20 protein-coding genes and 1 pseudogene are annotated in these 22,531 nt (G+C 63.6%); 6 read left to right on the top strand and 15 right to left on the bottom strand.

Annotated elements, in window-relative coordinates; translation table 11 throughout:
- Positions 1-173: 173 nt before the first annotated feature.
- From J4D28_RS08575 to J4D28_RS08565, 3 genes are all read left to right on the top strand, one after another.
- Positions 174-518 carry a hypothetical protein gene (locus tag J4D28_RS08575; protein WP_009047183.1) on the top strand — a complete coding sequence of 115 codons (345 nt, stop codon included), beginning with the start codon at positions 174-176 and terminating at the stop codon, positions 516-518.
- A 285-nt stretch (positions 519-803) separates the two neighbouring features.
- Positions 804-1,217: a DUF4398 domain-containing protein gene (locus J4D28_RS08570; RefSeq protein WP_009047182.1), complete on the top strand. Its 414-nt coding sequence runs from the start codon at positions 804-806 to the stop codon at positions 1,215-1,217.
- A 53-nt stretch (positions 1,218-1,270) separates the two neighbouring features.
- A complete protein-coding gene (locus tag J4D28_RS08565) occupies positions 1,271-2,059 on the top strand; it encodes an OmpA family protein (RefSeq protein WP_103330491.1) in 789 nt (262 codons plus the stop codon).
- Positions 2,060-2,167: 108 nt separating this feature from the next.
- On the opposite strand, the gene J4D28_RS08560 is transcribed toward J4D28_RS08565, so the two are convergent.
- The 15 genes and pseudogenes from J4D28_RS08560 to J4D28_RS08490 all read right to left on the bottom strand — a co-directional run bounded on the left by J4D28_RS08560 (position 2,168) and on the right by J4D28_RS08490 (position 18,545).
- The gene (locus J4D28_RS08560; RefSeq protein WP_009047180.1) at positions 2,168-2,494 is read right to left on the bottom strand and encodes a hypothetical protein; all 327 of its coding nucleotides are present in this window, start codon (positions 2,492-2,494) and stop codon (positions 2,168-2,170) included.
- Positions 2,491-3,408 (bottom strand): alpha/beta hydrolase, encoded by a 918-nt coding sequence (locus J4D28_RS08555; protein ID WP_103330494.1) that lies wholly within the window; start codon positions 3,406-3,408, stop codon positions 2,491-2,493. The genes J4D28_RS08560 and J4D28_RS08555 overlap by 4 nt, the downstream gene beginning before the upstream one ends.
- A gap of 154 nt (positions 3,409-3,562) precedes the next feature.
- Positions 3,563-4,840 (bottom strand): flavohemoglobin expression-modulating QEGLA motif protein, encoded by a 1,278-nt coding sequence (locus J4D28_RS08550; RefSeq protein ID WP_009047178.1) that lies wholly within the window; start codon positions 4,838-4,840, stop codon positions 3,563-3,565.
- A gap of 33 nt (positions 4,841-4,873) precedes the next feature.
- On the bottom strand, positions 4,874-5,419 hold the full coding sequence (locus J4D28_RS08545; protein ID WP_009047177.1) for a hypothetical protein: 546 nt from the start codon (positions 5,417-5,419) through the stop codon (positions 4,874-4,876).
- Positions 5,420-5,556: 137 nt separating this feature from the next.
- Positions 5,557-6,273 (bottom strand): TetR/AcrR family transcriptional regulator, encoded by a 717-nt coding sequence (locus J4D28_RS08540; protein ID WP_009047176.1) that lies wholly within the window; start codon positions 6,271-6,273, stop codon positions 5,557-5,559.
- A gap of 101 nt (positions 6,274-6,374) precedes the next feature.
- The gene (gene lysS / locus J4D28_RS08535) at positions 6,375-7,874 is read right to left on the bottom strand and encodes a lysine--tRNA ligase (RefSeq protein WP_103330496.1); all 1,500 of its coding nucleotides are present in this window, start codon (positions 7,872-7,874) and stop codon (positions 6,375-6,377) included.
- 110 nt (positions 7,875-7,984) lie between these two features.
- Positions 7,985-9,080, bottom strand: a protein-coding gene (gene prfB, locus J4D28_RS08530) for a peptide chain release factor 2 (RefSeq protein WP_097305473.1) whose coding sequence is annotated in 2 segments (ribosomal slippage) — positions 7,985-9,007 and positions 9,009-9,080 — 1,095 coding nt in all. Because the reading frame shifts where the segments join, the coding sequence is not laid out codon by codon here.
- A gap of 108 nt (positions 9,081-9,188) precedes the next feature.
- Complete coding sequence (locus J4D28_RS08525) at positions 9,189-10,190, bottom strand: PleD family two-component system response regulator (RefSeq protein ID WP_007927977.1); 1,002 nt, start codon at positions 10,188-10,190, stop codon at positions 9,189-9,191.
- A gap of 48 nt (positions 10,191-10,238) precedes the next feature.
- Positions 10,239-11,151: pseudogene (locus J4D28_RS08520) on the bottom strand (chemotaxis response regulator protein-glutamate methylesterase).
- Positions 11,148-13,484: a hybrid sensor histidine kinase/response regulator gene (locus tag J4D28_RS08515; RefSeq protein WP_103330498.1), complete on the bottom strand. Its 2,337-nt coding sequence runs from the start codon at positions 13,482-13,484 to the stop codon at positions 11,148-11,150. Before J4D28_RS08515 ends, J4D28_RS08520 begins: the two are co-directional and overlap by 4 nt.
- A complete protein-coding gene (locus J4D28_RS08510) occupies positions 13,481-14,161 on the bottom strand; it encodes a chemotaxis protein CheW (RefSeq protein WP_009047172.1) in 681 nt (226 codons plus the stop codon). Before J4D28_RS08510 ends, J4D28_RS08515 begins: the two co-directional genes overlap by 4 nt.
- Positions 14,158-15,432: a protein-glutamate O-methyltransferase CheR gene (locus J4D28_RS08505; RefSeq protein WP_028681740.1), complete on the bottom strand. Its 1,275-nt coding sequence runs from the start codon at positions 15,430-15,432 to the stop codon at positions 14,158-14,160. Before J4D28_RS08505 ends, J4D28_RS08510 begins: the two co-directional genes overlap by 4 nt.
- Positions 15,429-15,965 (bottom strand): chemotaxis protein CheW, encoded by a 537-nt coding sequence (locus J4D28_RS08500; RefSeq protein ID WP_028681739.1) that lies wholly within the window; start codon positions 15,963-15,965, stop codon positions 15,429-15,431. Before J4D28_RS08500 ends, J4D28_RS08505 begins: the two co-directional genes overlap by 4 nt.
- Positions 15,965-17,587, bottom strand: a complete 1,623-nt coding sequence (locus J4D28_RS08495; protein ID WP_016705280.1) for a methyl-accepting chemotaxis protein — start codon at positions 17,585-17,587, stop codon at positions 15,965-15,967. Before J4D28_RS08495 ends, J4D28_RS08500 begins: the two co-directional genes overlap by 1 nt.
- 232 nt (positions 17,588-17,819) lie before the next feature.
- Positions 17,820-18,545: a tellurite resistance TerB family protein gene (locus tag J4D28_RS08490; RefSeq protein WP_103330500.1), complete on the bottom strand. Its 726-nt coding sequence runs from the start codon at positions 18,543-18,545 to the stop codon at positions 17,820-17,822.
- A 190-nt stretch (positions 18,546-18,735) separates the two neighbouring features.
- On the opposite strand from J4D28_RS08490, the gene J4D28_RS08485 reads away from it, so the two are divergent.
- From J4D28_RS08485 to ydcS, 3 genes are all read left to right on the top strand, one after another.
- A complete protein-coding gene (locus J4D28_RS08485; RefSeq protein WP_016705278.1) occupies positions 18,736-19,650 on the top strand; it encodes a LysR family transcriptional regulator in 915 nt (304 codons plus the stop codon).
- A 104-nt stretch (positions 19,651-19,754) separates the two neighbouring features.
- Positions 19,755-21,245, top strand: a complete 1,491-nt coding sequence (locus J4D28_RS08480) for a gamma-aminobutyraldehyde dehydrogenase (protein ID WP_028681738.1) — start codon at positions 19,755-19,757, stop codon at positions 21,243-21,245.
- A gap of 87 nt (positions 21,246-21,332) precedes the next feature.
- Entirely contained in the window at positions 21,333-22,484 is a 1,152-nt protein-coding gene (gene ydcS / locus J4D28_RS08475; protein ID WP_009047165.1) for a putative ABC transporter substrate-binding protein YdcS, read from the top strand.
- Positions 22,485-22,531: the final 47 nt, after the last annotated feature.

Raw genomic sequence — 22,531 nt, 5'->3', positions numbered from 1 at the left:
AGCAAGGGCGGTCTTGGCGCGAACGGCTCCGGGCAAGGCCGGCGCACGACGAAGCGCCTTTAAACCTTGCGCGATGGAGCTAGTCTCAAGAGTAAGCCGCACAACGGCTTAGCGCCGGCACAGGCCGGTCACTCACCAGGCCCTGCCACAAGCAGGTGTTCATTGAGGTTGCCATGAAAATCCGTGAGCTCGCGCAACACTGGGAAGAAAACGCCAAGGGTCGCCTGACCAAGACCGGCTACACGATCTACCTGGATGTCGAAGCCGCCGCACGCCTGGCGGCGATTTCCGAGATGTACCCCAAGCGCCGGACCGAGGAACTGCTCGGCGAACTGATCGGGGCTGCCCTGGAGGAACTCGAAACCAGCTTCCCTTATGTCCAGGGCCAGCATGTGGTCGCCACCGACGAGGAAGGCGATCCGCTCTACGAAGACATCGGCCCTACCCCGCGTTTTCTCGCCCTGTCGCGGCGTTATCTGCACGATATGTCGGCCCAGGCGGACGAGCAGAAACACTGATCCATCCCCGCATTTTTCCCCGATAAAAGCGTTATTCCTGACCCCGGATCGGGTCAGGAGTACCCCTGCGCACGGCAAAAGTTCCTTATTTAGAGCCTTGTCCGCGCAGTCAGAAAATTTCCGGGCGATTGGCCATCTTCTCTGAACTATTCAAAAAAGCCTCGGGTCACAGCCAATAACCATCACTGGAACGGCCGTTTCATTTTCAACGCCCTCAGCATGTCGTCACTCAGCGTTACGGCGTCGGAACCGGGATGGATTTTGATGTTTTTCAGGAGTTATCCAATGGAGTTGAAGACCATGAAGATCAGCACTGCCAAATCCTCGTCCACCCCTCTGCGCGGGCTGAAACTGGCCGCGCTGGCTCTCGGTAGCAGCCTGGTCCTGGCCGGTTGCGCCGGTAATCCGCCAAGCGAGCAATACGCGGTGACGCAATCTGCGGTCAACAGCGCAGTCAGCGCAGGCGGTACCGAATTTGCCGCCGTGGAAATGAAATCGGCTCAGGACAAGCTCAAGCAAGCCGAGCTCGCCATGCACGACAAGAACTACGACGAAGCCCGGCGCCTGGCCGAGCAGGCCGAATGGGACGCCCGCGTCGCCGAGCGCAAGGCTCAGGCAGCCAAGGCCGAACAGGCATTGAAGGACTCTCAGAAAGGTGTTCAGGAACTACGTCAGGAAGGCATGCGCAGCGTGCAATGAGCCGCGGGCGCCGATTCCCACGTATTCGCAATCGATAAAAGGACGAAACCATTATGCGTAAACAACTGATGATCCCTGCCCTGTTGGCCCTGAGCGTGGCGCTGGCGGCATGCTCCACCCCGCCTAACGCCAACCTGGAAAACGCCCGGACCAACTACTCCGCCCTGCAGGCCAATCCGCAGGCCACCAAGGTGGCGGCCCTGGAAACCAAGGATGCCAGCGAATGGCTGGACAAGGCCGACAAGGCCTACCTGAACAAGGAGGACGAAAAGCAGGTCGACCAACTGGCCTACCTGACCAACCAGCGGATTGAAGTGGCCAAGCAGACCATCGCCCTGCGCACCGCGGAAACCCAGCTCAAGGACGCCGGCGACCAGCGCGCCAAGGCGCTTCTCGATGCCCGCGACGCGCAGATCAAGCAACTGCAATCGAGCCTCAATGCCAAGCAGACCGACCGCGGTACCCTGGTGACCTTCGGTGACGTGCTGTTCGCCACCAACAAGGCCGACCTGAAGTCCAGCGGCCTGGTCAACATCAACAAGCTGGCGCAGTTCCTGCGCGACAACCCTGACCGCAAGGTGATTGTCGAAGGCTACACCGACAGCACCGGCAGCGCGGCTTACAACCAGTCGCTGTCCGAGCGTCGCGCCACTTCGGTACAGGTCGCCCTGATCAAGATGGGTGTCGATCCGGCACGCATCGTCGCCCAGGGTTATGGCAAGCAATACCCGGTTGCCGACAACGGCAGCGTTTCCGGGCGCGCCATGAACCGTCGTGTGGAAGTCACCATTTCCAACGACAACCAGCCGGTCGCGCCACGTTCGGCCGTCAGCGTCAACTAAGCCCGGGCCGCGCACTCAACCGCGCAGCCAATAAAAAGCCCCGCCTTGATCGGCGGGGCTTTTTTATTGCGGCAAACGGATCGCGGCTTGCGCTGGCAAGCCGTTCGGTCACTGCTCCAGCTTCGGGGTTTCCTGGCCCATGCAGCGCACGGCGCGCTTCTTGTTGTTGACCAGTACGCCGGTCAGGCCTTTCTGCTCGGTGTCGAACAGCACCAACACGCCATCGATGCACTGCGCCACCTCGGCCGCCGGCTCCAGGGACACCTTGTAGTCCTCGCCGGGCACGGTCTTGAGCATGGTGAAATCGTTGAGCAGCAACGCATCCTCCGGCTTGGCGAAATGCAGGTAGCCGTAGTACCACAGGCACGCCACGGTGCCGAGGATGCTGCAGATACCGGTGATGATCATGGGGATGGCGTTACGTTCTTCGCTCATTGCGGACTCTCTGGAGGTTCTACGACTGGATTCAAAGGTGCAGGGTAATTCGGGATTTCGCCCAGGCGGCGCAGGCCGTTGAAGTGCTGCGGGTCCTCAAGGTAACGCAACATCACCTGGCGCCAGACCGGGTCGGCGAAGGTCTGCACATGCCCGCCACGGGTCAGCTGCAGCACCCTGGGCGGGGGCGCAGCTTGATACAGACGGATGCCGTTGGAAAGCGGTACGAGGGGATCGTCGATGCTGTGGTAGATCAGCTTGGGCACGCCATCCAGGCGCGCGATGGCCTTGATCGCACTGTCGCCATCCGGCACCAGCCAGGACAGCGGCACCTGGAACGGCCAGGTCATCCAGGACGTGCTCAGGGCAAAACGACCCACCTCGCGGTAACTGGCCGGCACCCCGTCGAAGACAATGGCCTTGAGCTGGCGCTGGCGTTCCGGGTGCTGTTCCACCAGATAGTGGATGGCCAGGGCGCCGCCCAGGCTCTGGCCCAGGACAATCAGCGGCTTGCCCTGGACCTCGGGCGCCCGGTCCAGCCACTGGAAGGCCGCGTCGACGTCCTGGTAGATCGCCGGCAGGCTCGGTTTGCCTTGCGACACCCCGTAGCCACGGTAGTCCACCAGCAGTACCTGGTAACCCTGCTCCGGCAACCACCAACTGCCGCCGAGGTGCCCGGACAGGTTGCCGCCATTGCCGTGCAGGTGCAGCACCGTGCCCTTGACCGGCACCCCGGCCTTGGCCGGCAGCCACCAGCCGTGCAGGCGCGTGCCGTCGGCGGCGGTCAGGGTGACGTCGCGGTAGTCGAGCCGGGCCTTGTCCGGGGTGAACGGCAAACCGCGCTCGGGATAGAACAGCAGCGAGCTGCAACCGCTCAAGGCCAGTAGCACGCAGACAATGCTGAGGACTCGCATCCGTTTGAAGCCTCACGACAGGGGGGTGGAAAGGGATACTTCTGCAGGAGCGAGGCTTGCCCGCGATAACCGATGGCGCGGTGACTCAGAAAAACCGCGGCGCCTTTATCGCGGGCAATCGAACGTCGACCGGCCGCTCCTACATGGGTATGCGTCAAAGGATGTTGGAGTAGTCCGCCTCGATCCGGTCCAGGCTCAGGTGGTTGAGGAAGTTGGAGAAACACATCCAGGCTGACAGCGCGTTCATGTCGCGGAACTGGTCCGGCAGGTACTTGGGCGGCACCACCAGGCCTTCGTCGACCAACTGGCGCAGGGTACGCATGTCCTCCAGGGTGGTCTTGCCGCAGAACATCAGCGGGATCTGCTCGAGCTTGCCCTTGCGCACGGCCAACTGAATGTAGTTGTAAACCATGATGAAGCCCTTGAGATAGGACAAGTCTTTGGTGAATGGCAGGCCCGTCGGCACCGAACCACGGAACACCCGGCTGGCGTTGCCATAGCTTTCGGCCATTTCGAAACCCTGCTCGCGGAAGAACGCGAACACCTGCATGAAGTCCGCGCCCTCTTCCACCATGTGAATGGCGCGGGTGCGGTTGGTCAGCTTGCGCAGACGGCTCGGGTAGGAGGCAAAGGTGATGATTTCCATCAGGATCGCCAGGCCTTCCTGGGTCACGGTCGACGAGGGTGGGCCCTTGGACAGGAAGGTGCAGATCGGCTGGTTCAGGCCATTGAGGGTGGTGCCCACGTGCACCAAGCCTTCGTGGACTTCCAGGGCCCGCACATCGCGCTCGTTGAACATGGCGTCGGCGCGGATCTTGATGTAGTCGGCGCCGGCCGCCGCGTCGGCGACAATGCCGTCGGACTCGAAGACCCGGATGGTTTCCTCTGCCTCGCCGAACACCTTGTTCAGCCGGCTTTGCAGCAGGCTCACGGCTTCCTTGGCGCTCAGGGTCTTGGGTTCGTCCTTGAGGTCGCCACGGCCGTCGATGTTGTTCAGGTAATCCGAGAGCATCAGGCCCAGGTCGGCCAGGGTCGGGTCGCCGGCATGAAAAGCGTCGGAGGCCGCGCCGTAGAGCTCCTGGGATATCAGCCCGAAATCCTCGGTGCCACGGGCCTCGAGCATCCGCACCACCATGCGGTACTCCTTGCACATGCGCCGCATGATCTGCCCCACCGGGTTGAACTGGCCCAGTTGCCGGGTGATGTCACGCTCGATGTTCTGGAACTCCAGCTTCACCGCGCTGGAGTCGAAAGACAGCGGCCGGCCTTCGTAATAGGCGCGGTCCACCGCCGGCATTTCCTTACCGTTGGCCTTGAGGAAACCTTTGCGGATGTTGTCGTCCCACTTCACCGCATCCAGTACGCGGATCGGCGTCTGTGCCAGCACAATGCGATCGGACAAGGTGCGTATCGTCTGCTGGTAATCGTCCACCCCAAAACTCCCGTTAAAACGTCTGTACTGCGTTTACTTGCCCGCCCGCTGGAAGCGCGCCGCCTCGACGAACACGTCGGAGTTGGCGGGGTCGTCCAGATAGGCGAAAACCTGTGGTAGCGCGCTGTCGATCAGCACGCCCTCGCCGTCCTTGGTGTCGAACGGCTCGCCTCGCAGGGCATTCTGCCCGCGGGCCTGATTGATCTGCTCGAGATCGAGCTGGTAGAGCACCAGTTCGTGGTCGTCGGTCAACTCGAAACCGGCGATGGTGAAGTGCCCACCCAGCGCCTGGGGCACCGCCGCCGAGAGATACCAGCGGCTGCCATGGCGGGAAACGGTGAACTCGTAGGTGTCGTGCTGTTGCGGCCTGGCCTTGACGGAAGTGACGGCCTTGTAGCGGTTGTTGCCGATGCGGCTCAACTGCAGGGTGAGCGGTTCGCCCCAGGCATTCTTGCTGGTCCATTTGCCCAGCAACGCCGCAGGCGCTGCCTGATCGGCCGGCAAGGGTTCCTTGAAGGACACCAGGCAGCCACTGAGCAGCAGGAACGACAAGGCGATCACAACGCGCCAGGCTTTCATTCAACACTCCCTATCGGCAGTCGACTCAAACACGCGTAGCAGCTGATGAAGCCCGCGTTCGCTCCAGCGCCCATGGAATCCGCAGGAAGGCCCTTCGGACCTTATCGCAGCCTGCGGCAGCAGCTACAGGGAACGCATCACACCGAGGCCAGAACCAGGTGCATGTACCGGGTAAGAATGCCCAGCATGTCTTCGTCGGCCAACGGCTCTGCCCCGTTGAGCAGGCCCTGATATTCCATCCGTCCGATTATAGACGTCAACACTTTGGCATCCTGTTGCGGCTCGCGGGAACCCAATACCTGGAAAAACTGGCAGGTGCCGTGCAGCAGGATCTGCTGGTGGGAGCGCACCAGCACCGCCAGGCGCGGGTTGAGCAGCGCCTCCTGGCGAAACGCCTGCTCGGCCATCAGATGCTCGCGGCGGTTATGCAGTTGCCGCTGCACGTAGTCGGCGGTCAGGCGGGCAATGTCATCGGCCAGTTGCGCGCGGGACTCCGGGCTGCCGTCGCCATAGGCGACCATCTCCCGCAGCAGGCCTTCGTTGTTGGCCCAGAGCTTGGCCATGAAGGCGGCGCTGCGCTCGACGTATTGGGCGAAGGTATCGGTGAGCAGGTCATCGATATCCTTGAAGTAATAGGTGGTGGCCGACAGCGGCACACCGGCTTCGGCGGCGACCGCGCGATGACGCACGGCGCGCACGCCATCGCGCACGACGATGCGCATGGCCGCGTCGAGAATATCCTGGCGACGTTGCTCACTGCCCTGTCGGCTGGCCTTGCGGCCCTGGTACTGAACACTTTCAGCGACCGCAGTGGCGATGCCAGCTGCACCTTCTTGAGCAATTGCACGGTTCACGACAGGTATTCCTCTCACATAAAAAATGAAAAAAGCAGTACGTCAGTGCCACACAGACAATAAAAAGCCGCCTGTTAGCGGCGGCTTTTTATTCAACATATTTACGCTTGCGGCCGCATGTGCGGGAACAGGATCACGTCGCGGATCGACGGGGAGTTGGTCAGCAGCATCACCAGGCGGTCGATGCCGATACCTTCACCGGCGGTCGGCGGCATGCCGTACTCCAGGGCACGAACGAAGTCGGCATCGTAGTGCATGGCTTCGTCGTCACCGGCGTCCTTGTCGGCCACCTGGGCCATGAAACGCTCGGCCTGGTCTTCCGCGTCGTTCAACTCGGAGTAGGCGTTGGCGATTTCGCGACCACCGATGAACAGCTCGAAACGATCGGTCACGTTCGGGTTCTCGTCGTTGCGACGGGCCAGCGGCGAGACTTCGAACGGGTACTGGGTAATGAAGTGCGGCTGTTCCAGCTTGTGCTCGACCAGCTCTTCGAAAATCATCACCTGCAGCTTGCCCAGGCCTTCGAAGCCGAGCACCTTGGCACCGGCCTTCTTGGCGATGGCACGGGCCTTGTCGATGTCGTTCAGGTCCTCAAAGGTCAGCTCGGGGTTGTACTTGAGGATCGAGTCGAACACCGACAGACGGACGAACGGCTCGCCGAAGTGGAACACCTTGTCGCCGTACGGCACGTCGGTGCTGCCCAGGACCAGCTGCGCCAGCTCGCGGAACAGTTCTTCGGTCAGGTCCATGTTGTCTTCGTAGTCGGCGTAGGCCTGGTAGAACTCCAACATGGTGAATTCAGGGTTGTGCCGGGTCGAAACACCTTCGTTACGGAAGTTGCGGTTGATCTCGAACACTTTCTCGAAGCCACCGACCACCAGACGCTTCAGATACAGCTCCGGCGCGATACGCAGGAACATTTCCATGTCCAGGGCGTTGTGGTGGGTCTCGAACGGCTTGGCCGCCGCGCCGCCAGGAATGGTCTGCAGCATCGGCGTTTCCACTTCCAGGAAGTCACGCTTCATCAGGAAGCTGCGGATGTGGGCGATGACCTGGGAACGCACGCGGAAGGTTTCGCGCACGTCTTCGTTGACGATCAGGTCGACATAGCGCTGGCGATAACGCTGCTCGGTATCGGTCAGGCCGTGATGCTTGTCCGGCAGCGGGCGCAGCGACTTGGTCAGCAGGCGCACGTTGGTCATCTCGACGTACAGGTCGCCCTTGCCGGAACGGGCCAGGGTGCCTTCGGCGGCGATGATGTCGCCCAGGTCCCAGGTCTTGACCGCATTAAGGGTGTCTTCCGGCAAGGTCTTGCGATTGACGTAGACCTGGATACGCCCGGTCATGTCCTGGATCACCATGAACGAGCCACGGTTGAGCATGATGCGACCGGCAACCTTGACCGGAATCGCCGCCTCGGCCAGCTCTTCCTTGGTCTTGTCCGCGTACTGTTTCTGCAGGTCGTTGCAGTAGTTGTCGCGGCGGAAGTCGTTGGGGAAGGCCTGACCCTTGGCGCGCTCGGCAGCAAGCTTTTCCTTGCGCAGGGCGATCAGGGTGTTTTCTTCCTGTTGCAGGGCCTGGTCGAGTTGTAGGTCGCTCATGTCTTTAAAATTTCCATCACAGGTTCGTTGCCCCTTGCCTGTGGCAAGGGATCGCGGGCCGGCCGCGCTCCTACAGAAGCGCGCCGTGCCCGCGGCATGGGTGTCGCGGCTTACAGCCCCGACTTCAGGCTGGCCACCAGGTATTCGTCGATGTCGCCGTCGAGCACCTTGTCGCAGTCACTGCGTTCGATGTTGGTACGCAGATCCTTGATCCGCGAAGCATCGAGCACGTAGGAACGGATCTGGTGGCCCCAGCCGATGTCGGACTTGCTGTCTTCCAGCGCCTGGGAAGCGGCGTTGCGCTTCTGGATCTCCTGCTCGTACAACCGGGCCCGCAGCATCTTCATGGCGGTGTCCTTGTTGGCGTGCTGGGACCGTTCGTTCTGGCAGCTGACCACGGTGTTGGTCGGTACGTGGGTGATACGTACGGCCGAGTCGGTGGTGTTTACGTGCTGACCACCGGCACCGGAAGAACGGTAAGTGTCGATCCGCAGGTCCGCCGGGTTGATCTCGATTTCCACCTTGTCGTCGATCTCGGGCGATACGAACACGGCCGAGAACGAGGTGTGGCGGCGGGCGCCGGAGTCGAACGGGCTCTTGCGCACCAGGCGGTGCACGCCGATCTCGGTGCGCAGCCAGCCAAAGGCGTACTCGCCCTTGATGTGCACGGTGGCGCCCTTGATGCCGGCGACTTCGCCTTCGGACAGTTCCATGATGGTGGCGTCGAAGCCACGCTTGGAGGCCCAGCGCAGGTACATGCGCAGCAGGATGTTGGCCCAGTCCTGGGCTTCGGTGCCGCCGGAGCCGGCCTGGATATCCAGGTAGGCGTTGTTCATGTCCATCTCGCCGCTGAACATGCGACGGAATTCCAGCTTGGCCAGGGCTTCGTCGAGACGGGTCAGTTCGGCGACCACGTCGCCCACTGTGCCTTCATCGTTCTCTTCGACGGCCATGTCCAGCAGATCGCGGCAATCGGCCAGGCCACCGGACAACTCGTCCAGGGTCTCGACGATCTGCGCCAACGCAGCGCGTTCGCGGCCCAGTTCCTGGGCATATTCAGGCTTGTTCCAGACGTTCGGATCTTCAAGCTCGCGATTGACTTCGGTCAGACGCTCATGCTTTTGATCGTAGTCAAAGATACCCCCGAATAGTTTCGGAGCGCTCGGACAGGTCCTTGATAGTGTTAAGGATCGGGTTGATTTCCATGGCAGGCAGCACTCGTTGGCGAACTTTTGAAAGCCGGCGAGTATAACGTAATCAAGCTGGCGCGGCAGCCCGCCTGGCGGCTTTAGGCCCCCGCGGTGGCGGTTTTTTTCACTCGATCCCTACCTGATTGCGACCATTGTGCTTGGCCAGATACAGGCCTTTGTCGGCGGCCGAGATCAATTGCCGGCAACTGGTGCTCGGCTGCGGCGTCATGGTCGACAGACCGATGCTGATGGTCAGGCTGGCCCCTTCGGTTGGCGCGATATGCGGAATCTTCAACGCGGCCACGGTCTGGCGCAGCTTCTCGGCCACCAGCCGCGCCCCGCCGGGCGAGGTGTTCGGCAGCACCAGGGCAAACTCCTCCCCGCCATAACGCGCCGGTAAATCCGACGGTCGGCTGCTGGCCTCGCGGATCGCCGTCGCCACCTTGCGCAGGGCTTCATCGCCCTCCAGGTGGCCGAAGTTGTCGTTGTAGGACTTGAAGTAGTCGACATCGATCATCAGCAGCGACAACTGGGTCTGGTCGCGCATTGCCCGGCGCCATTCCAGCTCCAGGTACTCGTCGAAATGCCGGCGGTTGGACAGGCCGGTCAGGCCATCGGAGTTCATCAGGCGCTGCAGCACCAGGTTGGTATCGAGCAACTGCTGCTGGCTGACCCGCAGCGCGCGATAGGCCGCGTCCCGCTGCAACAGGGTCATGTAGGAGCGCGAGTGGTAACGGATGCGCGCCACCAGCTCGATATTATCCGGCAGCTTGACCAGGTAATCGTTGGCCCCGGCCGCGAAGGCCGCACTCTTGATCAGCGGGTCTTCCTTGGTCGAAAGCACGATGATCGGAATATTCTGGGTCGCCGGGTGGTTGCGGTACTCGCGCACCAGCGTCAACCCGTCCAGGCCCGGCATCACCAGGTCCTGCAGGATCACCGTCGGCTTGATGCGGATCGCCTGGGCAATGGCCTGGTGCGGGTCGGCACAAAAATGGAAGTCGATGTTTTCTTCATTCGCCAACCCACGCCGCACAGCCTCACCGATCATTGCCTGGTCGTCGACCAGCAGCACCATCGCAGCATTTTCATCGGTTTTAAAATCGTCGAGCTGTAAATCATTCATGGGTTGTCACCTGAGTTGCTACCTGGCCAGGACAGCTGCGTTTGTCGGTCATTTGGCAAATATCTCCAGCAATCGTGGAGCGATCTTGTCCAGTGGGCGAATCTCTGTGGCAGCGTCGATGGCAGCCGCCGCCTTGGGCATGCCATACACCGCGCTACTATTCTGGTCCTGGGCGATGGTCAGGTAACCCTGATCGCGCATCAGCTTCAGGCCCTGGGCGCCGTCGCGGCCCATGCCGGTCAGCAGTACGCCGACCGCATCGCCATTCCAGTAACTGGCGACACTTTCAAAAAACACATCGATCGATGGCCGATAGATCTCGTTTACCGGCTCGGCGGTGTAGGCCAGGGTGCCGTTCTTCAACAGCCGGATATGGTGGTTGGTCCCGGCCAGCAGCACCGTGCCGCTCTGCGGTGGCTCGCCTTCGCGGGCCAGGCGCACCTTCAGCCCGGAAGCGCTGCTGAGCCATTCGGCCATGCCCGCGGCGAATACCTGGTCGACGTGCTGCACCAGCACGATGGCGGCCGGAAAATGGGCGGGCAGCCCCTTGAGCAGCACTTCCAGCGCCGCCGGGCCACCGGCGGACGAGCCGATCGCCACCAGGCCCTGGCGTTGCGCCATGGTGCGCATTGCCGGCCCCCAGGGCCGGTGTATCGACCACGTCCAGCGCGCCATGGCCCATGGCCTCGAACACCCGATGCACGTTCTGCTGGCGGTCCACCGTGACGATCACGATGGCGCAAGGGGTTTCGGCCATGATCCGGCGGGTCGCCTCCACGCCGTCCATCACCGGCATGATCAGGTCCATCAGGATCAGGTCGGGCGTCAGCTGCGCGCAGTACTCGACCGCTTCGGCACCATTGGTCGCGACCCACACCACTTCATGCGCGGGTTCGAAGGCCAGGGCCCGACGCAGGGCCTCCACGGCCATGGGCATGTCATTGACGATCGCGATTTTCATGCCCGCGCTCCTCCAATCAGCTCCACCACCGCATCCAGCAGGGCGTCGTCATGGAAACTGGCTTTGGCTAGATAATAGTCGGCTCCGGCATCCAGTCCACGGCGCCGGTCCTCTTCGCGATCCTTGTAGGAAACCACCATCACCGGCAACGACTGCAGGCGATTGTCACGGCGCAGGAGTGTGACCAATTCAATCCCATCCATTCGGGGCATATCGATGTCAGTGATCAGCAGGTCGAAGTCTTCCGAACGCAGGGCGTTCCAGCCATCCATGCCGTCGACGGCGACCGCTACGTCATAACCACGGTTGAGCAAAAGCTTGCGTTGCAGCTCACGCACAGTGAGCGAATCGTCGACCACCAGGATGCGCTTGCGCGCCGTCTCGGCCTGATGGCGGTTGTGACGGGCGATGCGCTCCAGCCGGCCGGTATTGAGCAGCTTGTCCACCGAACGCAGCATGTCCTCGACGTCGACGATCAGCACCACGGAGCCGTCATCGAGCAAGGCCCCGGCGGAAATGTCCTGGACCTTGCCCAGGCGGTCGTCCAGCGGCAGCACCACCAGGGTCCGTTCGCCGATGAAACGCTCGACCGCCACGCCATAGACCGCGTCGCGCTCGCGAATCACCACCACCTTGAGTGTGGAGTCGTTGCTCTGCCCCGCCGGGCGTTGCAACAGCTGGCTGGCCGCGACCAGGCCGACATGGCGGCCTTCGTGCCAGAAATGCTGGCGCCCTTCCAGCTGGACAATGTCATCGGGCTCCAGGTCGCACATGCGTTCGATATGCGCCAGCGGGAAGGCGTAGGCCTCTTCGCCGACCTCCACCACCAGGCTGCGCACCACCGACAGGGTCAGCGGCACTTCGAGGTGGAAACGACTGCCCTGCCCCGCCACCTGCTCCATCTGCACCGCGCCGCGCAGCTGGCGCACCATGTGCTGCACCGCATCCAGGCCGACACCGCGCCCGGAGACCTCGGTGACCTTGTCCCGCAGGCTGAAGCCCGGCAGGAACAGGAAGGTCAGCAGTTCTTCCTCGCTCAACTGGGCAGCGGTCTCGGCCGGGGACAGCTGGCGCTCGACAATGCTCTGGCGCACCCGTTCCAGGTCGACGCCATTGCCGTCGTCGCTGAGTTCCAGCACCAGCAATCCGGCCTGGTGGGAAGCGCGCAGGCGAATCAGGCCCTCGGCCGGCTTGCCCGCCAGCAGTCGCTGCTCGGGCATTTCGATGCCGTGATCGACCGCGTTGCGCAGCAGGTGGGTCAATGGCGCTTCAAGTTTTTCCAGCACGTCGCGATCGACCTGGGTCTTCTCGCCTTCGACTTCCAGGCGGACCTGCTTGCCCAGGCTGCGCCCCAGGTCGCGGACCATCCGTACCTGGCCCATCAGCACATCGGCGAACGGCCGCATGCGGCAGGCCAGCGCGGTGTCGTAGAGCACCTGGGCACGCTGGCTGGCCTGCCAGCCGAACTCATCCAGCTCGGCGGTTTTCTCGGTCAGCAGTTGCTGGGACTCCGCCAGCAGGCGCCGCGCATCCTCCAGGGCTTCGAGGGCCTCCAGGCCCAACACCTGCTCCTTGAGATGCCCATTGAGGTTTTCCAGGGCGCGCAGCCCGTTGCTCTGCATGCGCTTGAGGCGCTGCAGGGCCGCCAGGTACGGCTTCAGGCGCTGGGTTTCCACCAGCGACTTGCTCGACAGATCGAGCAGGCTGTTCAAACGTTCGGCCGTGACCCGCAGCACCCGCTCGCCACCCTCGGCGAGCTTCTTGCCCTTCTGCGCAAGCGCCGCGGCCGTCTCTTGCAGGGTTTCCTGCAGTACCTCCTGCGGCATCTCGAACGGCGGGACCGGCGGTTCGGGTTCGACCCGCGGGGCCTCCAGCTGCAGCTCGGCCATAGGCAACAGGCCTGGCTCGACCCTGGGCAGGACAGCGCCTGCAGCCGGCGCACCCGACGAGCCGATCAACTGCTCCATGAGCGCCACATAGGCGGCAATGTCCTGATCACCGACCTGGCTGCCCGGCGTGGCAATGCGCATCAGGAAATCGGTGCCCTGCAGCAGCGCATCGATATGCTCGGGATGCAGGTACAGCCGCCCTTCCTGGGCGCTGACCAGGCAATCTTCCATCACATGGGCCACGCTGACGCCAGCGTCGACCCCGACAATCCGCGCCGCGCCCTTGAGCGAGTGAGCGGCGCGCATGCAGGCTTCCAACTGGTCGGCCTGGATCGGATTGCGTTCCAGCGCCAGCAGGCCGGCACTGAGCACCTGGGTCTGGGTTTCGGCTTCCAGGCTGAAGAGTTCGAGCAGCGAGGCGTCGCGCATTTGATCGGGGGTCATGTCAGGCTCCGGGTCACGGCAGACAGCAACTGCTCTTCATCCAGCCAACGCAGGCTGCGGCCCTTCCATTGCAGGACGCCACGGGTGTACTTGGCACTGGCCTGCTGGCCGGAAACCGCGGCGGCGTCCAGGGTGCGCTCGTCGATGGCATGGATACCCTCCACCTCGTCCACCGGCACCACCACCGGGCCGCCCTGGGCGGCGATGATCAGCATGCGCGGAATGACCCGCGCGCCCGACACGACCGTGCCGCTGGTGTCCAGCCCCAGCAGTTCCACCAACGACAGGCAGGCCACCAGCGCACCACGCACATTCGCCACGCCCAGCAAGGCCCGCGAGCGCTGGTGCGGCAAGGAATGGATCGGTTGCAGCGGCGCCACTTCCACCAGGCAACGGGTGGCAATGCCCAGCCACTCCTCGCCCAGGCGGAACATCAACAGCGAACGGGTGACGACATCCGTATCGGCCTCGGCCGTGTGCTCAGGACGCTCCTGCTGCAACGCATAGCGGTCGAGCAGACGGGTGGCCGCGGCGGAATACACCGAGCAGTTGCGGCAATGCACATGCCCGGCCAGCAACGGGCAACTCTTGTCGCCATGGATACCGATGCGGTTCCAGCAATCGTCGATGGCCTGCGCATCTTCGTGGGTCACGTTCAACGAAACAGAGCCGCTCATGATTTACGCTCACTGTCTGCTGCACGGCCGCTACGGGCCGCACGCTCCTGCAATCGACGGGCACCGGCGACGTCGCCCTGGGAAGCCAGCAAGGCGGCCAGGTGCGCCAGCGCTTCGGCATGTTGCGGGTCCAGGTACAGGGCCTTGCGATAGAAACCCTGGGCTTCCAGGGCGCTGCCCGCCACGTCGCTGAGCAGCCCTAGCCAATAGAACACCTGCGCCACCGGCTCGTGGGTATCCAGGTAGTGCTCGCAGGCCGCCCGGGCCTCGGCGCTTTTACCTTCGTTGGCCAGGGCCGCGATGCTCGCCAGCAGGGTCGTGGCGTCGCTGACCGGCCTGGTCGGCGCCGGGCGCTGGCTCGCCACGGCGGCACTGGAAAACGGCCGGCTGCGCACGGGCGGCGCGATGCTGCGCACCGGCTGGCGTGCCGGCAATGCGCTCGGTACGAAGGCCGGCGCGGGTTCGGGCTCGGGTTCGTTATGCCGGCTGAAGGCAAAGGACTGGGCAATACCGATCGAACGCATGCCCAAACGGCCCAGCAGGCTGCCTTCGGCCGGGCCGATGAACAGCACGCCTTCAACGTGAGTCAGGCGCTTGAGCACTTCGAACACCTGGCGCTGGGTCGGCTGATCGAAATAGATCAGCAGGTTGCGACAGAAGACAAAATCGTAGGGCGGTTCATGGGCCAGCAAGGTCGGGTCCAGCAGGTTGCCGACCTGCAGGCGCACTTGCTCGCGCACCCGCTCGCTGAGGCTGTAGCGCTCATCTTCGGCGGTGAAGTGCCGCTCGCGAAAATCGCTGTGCTGGCCGCGAAAGGAGTTCTTGCCGTACACCGCCTGCCTGGCCCGCTCGACCGACAGCGGGCTGACATCGAAGCCATCGACCTTGAATTGATGGGGGGCGAGCCCGGCGTCGAACAGGGCCATGGCGATCGAGTACGGCTCTTCGCCGGTGGAGCACGGCAGGCTGAGGATGCGCAATGCGCGCATGCCCTTGAGTTGGGCAAGGCGCGAGAGGGCGAGTTTGGCCAGGGTCGCGAAGGACTCCGGGTACCGGAAAAACCAGGTTTCCGGGACGATCACCGCCTCGATCAGGGCCTGCTGTTCATCGCGCGAGCCTTGCAGGGTCTGCCAGTAATGGTCGGTGCTGGGCGCCTGCTGGGCGATGCTGCGCTGGCGCACCGCGCGCTCGATGATCGCCGGCCCCACCGAGGCCACGTCGAGGCCGATGCGCTCCTTGAGAAAATCGAAAAATCGCTGGTCGCTGCTCATGACGACTCCCCGAGCAACGCCGGATCCAGTGGCGGCGAGGGAAACAGCAGCGCGCGCACCTCGGCATCCAGCAGATCGTCGACCCGCACCCATTGCAGCAGGCCCTGGGCGTCTTCATGGACCGGCCCCAGGTACGGCGCATTGCGGTTATCCAGGCCGTAGGCCTTGAAGTCCTGCGGGTTGCACCGCAGGGTGTCGGTGGCCTGCTCGAGGATCAGCCCCAGCAACCGCGCGGGCTGTGCCGCCTGCGGGCGGTAATGCACCAGCACCAGGCGGGTGCTGGTGCGCTCCTGCGCCGGCTGGCCAAAGGTCAGGGCGCTCAGGTCGAGCACCGGCACCACCGCGCCGCGATGGGCAAAGACCCCGGCCACCCAGGACGGCGCCCGGGGAATCGGCTTGAGTTGCAGGCGCGGCAATACCTCGACCACCTCGACGGCCTGCAAGGCGTAACGTTCGATGCCGATGCGGAACACCAGGAACAGCGCGTCTTTGGTCGCCGTCCCTGCGCCGCCTTTCGCTGCGAGCTCGTTCATCAGACTTTGAAACGCGAGACGCCGCTGCGCAGCCCCACCGCCACCTGGCTCAGTTCATCGATGGCGAAACTGGCCTGGCGCAGCGACTCGACAGTCTGGCTGCTGGCATCGCCCAGTTGCACCAGGGCGTGGTTGATCTGCTCGGCACCGGTGGCCTGGGCCTGCATGCCCTCGTTGACCATCAACACCCGCGGCGCCAGGGCCTGGACCTGATGGATGATCTGCGACAGCTGCTCGCCGACCTGCTGCACCTCGGCCATGCCGCGGCGCACTTCTTCGGAGAACTTGTCCATGCCCATGACCCCGGCCGAGACCGCCGACTGGATCTCCCGGACCATTTGCTCGATGTCGTAGGTGGCGACCGCGGTCTGGTCCGCCAGACGCCGCACTTCGGTGGCCACCACGGCAAAACCGCGCCCGTATTCGCCGGCCTTCTCGGCTTCGATTGCGGCGTTGAGCGACAGCAGGTTGGTCTGGTCGGCGACCTTGACGATGGTCACCACCACCTGGTTGATGTTGCCGGCCTTCTCATTGAGGATCGCCAGCTTGGCGTTGACCAGGTCGGCCGCGCCCATCACCGAATGCATGGTTTCTTCCATCCGCGCCAGGCCTTGCTGGCCGGAGCCGGCCAGCACCGAAGCCTGGTCGGCGGCGGTGGAGACTTCGGTCATGGTGCGCACCAGATCGCGCGAGGTGGCCGCGATTTCCCGGGAGGTCGCGCCAATTTCGGTGGTGGTTGCCGCGGTCTCGGTGGCGGTGGCCTGTTGCTGCTTGGAGGTGGCGGCAATCTCGGTGACCGAGGTGGTGACCTGGACCGAGGAGCGCTGCGCCTGGGACACCAGGGAGTTGAGTTCGGTCATCATGTCGTTGAAGCCGGTTTCCACGGCGCCGAATTCGTCCTTGCGCTCCAGGTTCAGGCGGCTGGTCAGATCGCCCGTGCGCATGACGTCGAGGATCTTCACGATACGGTTCATCGGCGCCATGATCGCGCGCATCAGCAACAGGCCGCACAGGCCCGCCGCCAGCACCGCCACCAGGAGGGAAACGCCCATGGTGACCTTGGCCTCGGCCACCGCATCGTCGATCTGCGAGGCGGCCGAATCGGCGACCCCCTTGTTCTCGTCGATGATGTCGTTGAGTTTCATCCGACCGGCGATCCAGGTGGGCGTCAACTGCTCATGGAATACGCGGACAGCCTCGGCTTCCTGATTACGCCGATGCAGATCCAGGACCGTGGCCTGAATCCTGAGAAATTCCTGATGGCGCTTTTCAAACTCGTCGAACTCCTGCCGGTCTGTCTCGCCGCGAAGCGTTCCCTGGTAGCTGGCCATGTATTTCTGCAGGCGTTGCTCGAAGCTTTTGAAGTCCGCCTCATCCTTGGCACTGACGCCCTTGCCTTCGTTCAGGCCGATGATTTCCTGGGTATGCAGGAAACTGTCGACCCATGAACCGCGAATCATCGAACTGAAATAGACCCCGGGAATGGCATCGGAACGCATGCGATCTTCGCCGGCCTCGATCTTCAACAAGCGGGAGTACGAGGCTATGACCATCAGCAGCATGATGGTGATAATCACCGCAAAGCTCGCCAAAATGCGTTGGCGCAACGTCCAGTTCTTCACAGTCAGTCCTCGGGGCCATTCAAATGGTGGGGAGTATAGCCGAGGGCGTACCATCATTTATCAGCGTGTTGCGCACCACGTCTCACTCAGAGCGAAAGGCAGGGTCCGCTCTGGAGGGCTACTTTCCGCCAGATGGCTCGAGCGCCGCCAGTGATGATCCGGCACAAGCAGAGGGTATTTCAGCCATCAAAGAGGGCGTGCGAAGCTTTCTCCAGCGCACGCCCGATTGGCGTCAAAGACTGGCCTGGCGCACCTGTTTTTCCAGTTCGAGCTTCAACCCCGGCTCCAGCTTGAGCTGACGCGACAGCTCATCCAGGTAGGCCTTCTCCATGAAGTTTTCCTCGTCCACCAGCATCACGCTGGCGACGTACATTTCGGCGGCCATTTCCGGCGTGCCGGCGGCCCGCGCGACATCCGCCGGGTCCAAGGGTTTGTTGAGTTCGGCGTGCAACCAGTGCTGCAGCTCCTGGTCGTTGTCCAGCCTGGTGAACTCACCTTCGATCAGGGCGCGCTCACGCTCGTCGATATGGCCATCGGCCTTGGCTGCGGCCACCAGCGCCTTGAGAATCGCCTGGCTGTGCTGCTCGACCTGCTGCGCGGGCAGGCGGTCGAGGGTCTGCGGCTCGCTTTTCGGCGCACCGGCCTGCTGCGCCTGCCAGTTGCCGTAGGCCTTGTAGGCGATCACGCCCAATGCCGCCAGGCCGCCGTAGGTCAACGCCTTGCCCCCGAACTTGCGGGCTTTTTTATTGCCCAGCAGCAAGCCCATGGCGCCGGCCGCCAACGCCCCGCCACCAGCACCGGATAACAGGCTGCCGAGCCCACCGGACCCGCCACCGAGCAACCCGCCCAGCGCGCCCTTGTCGGCAGCGGATGCCTTGTTCTGCTGGGCCCCGGCCTTGTTCTGCAACAGCTCCTGGCCGGACTTGAGCAATTGATCGAGCAATCCACGGGTGTTCATCCAAACCTCCAGCAATTTGAGTTGATCGAATCAATAAGGCCACCAGCCTAGATCGAAGTGCCCAGCGCTTGGGCTCGAGTGTGCTTCCAGATGTTGCTTCGCCGGACTCGGCCATGCGCCTGGGCAGTCGTTCGATTAAAAAGATATACACTCGAAAAAGTCGATAAAAACGCCTGACCGGTGATTGCCCATGATGACCCTGCGCCAGATCCGTCACTTCATCGCCGTGGCCGAGACCGGATCGATCTCGGCCGCCGCCCAGGCAGTGTTCATTTCCCAGTCGACCCTGACCCTGGCGATCCAGCAGCTCGAACAGGAAATCGGCGTCAGCCTGTTCAACCGCCATGCCAAGGGCATGACCCTGACCCACCAGGGCCACCAGTTCCTGCGCCAGGCGCACCTGATCCTGGCCACGGTCGACAACGCCAAGCGCAGCCTGCAACAGAGCACCGACCAGGTGGCCGGCCAGTTGATCGTCGGCGTGACCAGCCTGGTTGCCGGTTACTACCTGGCGGACTTGCTCACGCGTTTCCAGCGCGCCTACCCCAATGTGGAAATCCGCGTGATGGAGGATGAGCGCCCGTACATCGAGCACTTGCTGGTCAGCGGCGAAATCGACGTCGGGGTGTTGATCCTCTCCAACCTAGAGGACCGCCACGCCCTGCAGACCGAAGTGCTGACCCACTCCCCTCACCGCCTGTGGCTGCCCGCCCAGCATCCGCTGCTGGAACACGACAGCATCAACCTGGCGGATGTCGCGCGCGAGCCGCTGATCCAGCTCAACGTCGATGAAATGGACCGCAACGCCCAGCGCCTGTGGTCCGGCGCCGGCCTGCAACCGCGCATCACCTTGCGCACCGCCTCCACCGAAGCGGTGCGCAGCCTGGTGGCGGCCGGGCTTGGGGTGTCGATCCAGCCGGACATGACCTATCGCCCCTGGTCGCTGGAGGGCGACATCATCGAAGCCCGGCCCATCGCCGACCTCAGCCAGACCCTCGACGTCGGCCTGGCCTGGCGCCGTGGCGCGGCGCGCCCGACGCTGGTGGACCCGTTCCTGACCGTGGCCCGCGAACAGCCCCACGGCGGGCGCAAGCCATCTATTTAATCGAACGCTGCATTCAGTATTTAGTATTTGTCGAGCACCGGCCCCGCCACTAGTCTCTGATCATCCGTCCAGAGAGGGCCGGGCCTCCGTCACTGGAGAGCACCATGGCCATACAAGAAAAGAGAACCCGGAAAATGGCTGGCGCGCAGACTCCGTTGTCCACCGCTTTGTTGATCGATGGCGAATTGGTCGCCGGCCAGGGGCTTGTCGAGCCGATCCTCAACCCGGCCACCGGCGAAGTGCTGACCCAGATCGCCGAGGCCAGCAGCGAACAGGTGGAAGGCGCGATCCTCGCCGCCCACCGCGCCTTTACCGACTGGTCGCGCACCACGCCCCAGCAACGCTCGAACATCCTCCTGGCGATTGCCGATGCCGTGGAAAAGCAGGCCGACCACCTGGCCCGCCTGGAATCGCTGAATTGCGGCAAACCGCTGCACCTGGCGCGCCAGGATGATCTGGGCGCCACCGTCGACGTGTTCCGTTTTTTTGCCGGCGCGGTGCGCTGCCAGACCGGCCAGTTGGCCGGCGAGTACCTGCCGGGCTACACCAGCATGGTGCGGCGCGACCCCATCGGTGTGGTGGCGTCCATCGCGCCGTGGAACTACCCGATCATGATGGCCGCCTGGAAGATCGCTCCGGCCCTGGCCGCCGGCAACACCCTGGTGTTCAAGCCGTCGGAGCACACCCCGCTGTCGATCCTGGCCCTGGCGCCGACCCTGGCCGAACTGCTGCCGCGCGGCGTGCTGAACATTGTCTGCGGCGGTGGCGAAGGCGTCGGCAGCCACCTGGTCAGCCATCCCAAGGTGCGCATGGTGTCGCTGACCGGCGATATCGTCACCGGGCAGAAGATCCTCCAGGCCGCCTCGAAAACCCTGAAACGCACGCACCTGGAGCTGGGCGGCAAGGCCCCGGTGATCGTCTGCAACGATGCCGACCTGCAGGCCGTGGTCGAAGGCGTGCGCAACTATGGCTACTACAACGCCGGCCAGGACTGCACCGCGGCCTGCCGGATCTACGCCCAGGGCGGAATCCATGACCGCCTGGTGGCCGAGCTGGGCGCCGCCGTGAGCAGCCTGCGGTTCGCCGGCAAACGCGATGCCGATAACGAGATCGGCCCGCTGATCAGCACCCGCCAGCGTGACCGCGTGGCCAGCTTCGTCGAACGCGCCCTGGGCCAGCCGCATATCGAGAGGGTGACCGGTGCCGCAGTGCATTCGGGCGCCGGCTTCTATTATCAGCCGACCCTGCTGGCCGGCTGCCGGCAGCAGGATGAAATCGTCCAGCGCGAAGTGTTTGGCCCGGTGGTCACCGTCACCCGTTTCGACGAGCTGGCGCAGGCGGTGGAGTGGGCCAACGACTCGGAATACGGCCTGGCCTCGTCGGTCTGGACCCAGAACCTGGACAAGGCCATGCAGGTGGCGGCCCGCCTGCAATACGGCTGCACCTGGATCAACAGCCATTTCATGCTGGCCAGCGAAATGCCCCACGGCGGCTTGAAACGCTCCGGCTACGGCAAGGACCTGTCCAGCGATTCGCTGCAGGACTACAGCGTGGTGCGGCACATCATGGCCCGCCACGGCAATGACCTGGAATAACGGCACTAAGCTAATAACAAGCCCTTAGGGCGCGCTCCACCACGTTCACAACTGCCCCGACCATAATTTGAAGAAGAGGGTTTCCCCATGTTCGTGCACAAGACCGCACTGCTCAGTGCAATCACCACCGCCCTGCTGGCCAGCGCCAGCCTCCAGGCCGCCGAACCGCTCAAGGCCGTCGGCGCCGGCGAAGGTCAGCTGGATATCGTGGCCTGGCCCGGCTACATCGAACGTGGCGAAAGCGACAAGAGTTACGACTGGGTCACCGGCTTCGAGAAAGAGACTGGTTGCAAGGTCAACGTCAAGACCGCGGGCACCTCCGACGAGATGGTCAGCCTGATGGCCAAGGGCGGCTACGACCTGGTCACCGCATCCGGCGACGCCTCCCTGCGGCTGATCGTCGGCAAGCGCGTGCAGCCGATCAACACCGCGCTGATTCCCAACTGGAAAAACCTCGATCCACGCCTCAAGGACGCGCCCTGGTACGTGGTCGACAAGCAGACCTACGGCACGCCCTACCAGTGGGGCCCGAACGTGCTGATGTACAACACCACCGTCTTCAAGCAGGCGCCGACCAGCTGGAGCGTACTGTTCGATGCGCAGAACCTGCCGGACGGCAAGCCCAACAAGGGCCGCGTGCAAGCCTATGACGGGCCGATCTACATCGCCGACGCCGCGCTGTACCTCAAGAGCGCGAAACCGGAACTGGGGATCCAGAACCCTTACGAACTGACCGAGGCCCAGTACAAGGCGGTGCTCGACCTGCTGCGCGCCCAGCAGCCGCTGATCCACCGCTACTGGCACGACACCACGGTGCAGATGAGCGACTTCAAGAACGAAGGCGTGGTCGCCGCCAGCTCCTGGCCGTATCAGGTCAACGGCCTGATCAACGAGAAACAGCCGATCGCCTCGACCATTCCCAAGGAAGGGGCCACCGGCTGGGCCGACACCACCATGCTGCACAGCGAGGCCAAGCACCCCAACTGTGCCTACAAGTGGATGGACTGGTCGCTCACGCCGAAGGTCCAGGGTGACGTCGCCGCCTGGTTCGGCTCGCTGCCGGCCGTGCCGGCGGCCTGCAAGGAAAGCGAACTGCTGGGCGCCGAGGGCTGCAAGACCAACGGCTTCGACCAGTTCGACAAGATCGCCTTCTGGAAAACCCCGCAGGCCGAGGGCGGCAAGTTCGTGCCGTACAGCCGCTGGACCCAGGATTACATCGCGATCATGGGAGGCAGGTGAGCCCCTGTAGCCGCTGCCGCAGGCTGCGCCAAGTCCGCAGGACCTTG

Source organism: Pseudomonas sp. GW531-T4 (genome assembly GCF_017349615.1).
Taxonomy (GTDB): Bacteria; Pseudomonadota; Gammaproteobacteria; order Pseudomonadales; family Pseudomonadaceae; genus Aquipseudomonas; species Aquipseudomonas chlororaphis_I.
Note: the sequence above shows the minus strand (reverse complement) of the source record. Positions and strands in the feature narration are given on the sequence as shown.

Excerpts from the sequence above, each read along its gene's own strand:
- J4D28_RS08575 (WP_009047183.1), top strand. The coding sequence starts at position 174 with ATGAAAATCCGTGAGCTCGCGCAACACTGGGAAGAAAACGCCAAGGGT.
- J4D28_RS08570 (WP_009047182.1), top strand. The coding sequence starts at position 804 with ATGGAGTTGAAGACCATGAAGATCAGCACTGCCAAATCCTCGTCCACC.
- J4D28_RS08565 (WP_103330491.1), top strand. The coding sequence starts at position 1,271 with ATGCGTAAACAACTGATGATCCCTGCCCTGTTGGCCCTGAGCGTGGCG.
- J4D28_RS08560 (WP_009047180.1), bottom strand. The coding sequence starts at position 2,494 with ATGAGCGAAGAACGTAACGCCATCCCCATGATCATCACCGGTATCTGC.
- J4D28_RS08555 (WP_103330494.1), bottom strand. The coding sequence starts at position 3,408 with ATGCGAGTCCTCAGCATTGTCTGCGTGCTACTGGCCTTGAGCGGTTGC.
- J4D28_RS08545 (WP_009047177.1), bottom strand. The coding sequence starts at position 5,419 with ATGAAAGCCTGGCGCGTTGTGATCGCCTTGTCGTTCCTGCTGCTCAGT.
- lysS (WP_103330496.1), bottom strand. The coding sequence starts at position 7,874 with ATGAGCGACCTACAACTCGACCAGGCCCTGCAACAGGAAGAAAACACC.
- J4D28_RS08525 (WP_007927977.1), bottom strand. The coding sequence starts at position 10,190 with ATGAATGATTTACAGCTCGACGATTTTAAAACCGATGAAAATGCTGCG.
- J4D28_RS08515 (WP_103330498.1), bottom strand. The coding sequence starts at position 13,484 with ATGACCCCCGATCAAATGCGCGACGCCTCGCTGCTCGAACTCTTCAGC.
- J4D28_RS08510 (WP_009047172.1), bottom strand. The coding sequence starts at position 14,161 with ATGAGCGGCTCTGTTTCGTTGAACGTGACCCACGAAGATGCGCAGGCC.
- J4D28_RS08505 (WP_028681740.1), bottom strand. The coding sequence starts at position 15,432 with ATGAGCAGCGACCAGCGATTTTTCGATTTTCTCAAGGAGCGCATCGGC.
- J4D28_RS08500 (WP_028681739.1), bottom strand. The coding sequence starts at position 15,965 with ATGAACGAGCTCGCAGCGAAAGGCGGCGCAGGGACGGCGACCAAAGAC.
- J4D28_RS08490 (WP_103330500.1), bottom strand. The coding sequence starts at position 18,545 with ATGAACACCCGTGGATTGCTCGATCAATTGCTCAAGTCCGGCCAGGAG.
- J4D28_RS08485 (WP_016705278.1), top strand. The coding sequence starts at position 18,736 with ATGATGACCCTGCGCCAGATCCGTCACTTCATCGCCGTGGCCGAGACC.
- J4D28_RS08480 (WP_028681738.1), top strand. The coding sequence starts at position 19,755 with ATGGCCATACAAGAAAAGAGAACCCGGAAAATGGCTGGCGCGCAGACT.
- ydcS (WP_009047165.1), top strand. The coding sequence starts at position 21,333 with ATGTTCGTGCACAAGACCGCACTGCTCAGTGCAATCACCACCGCCCTG.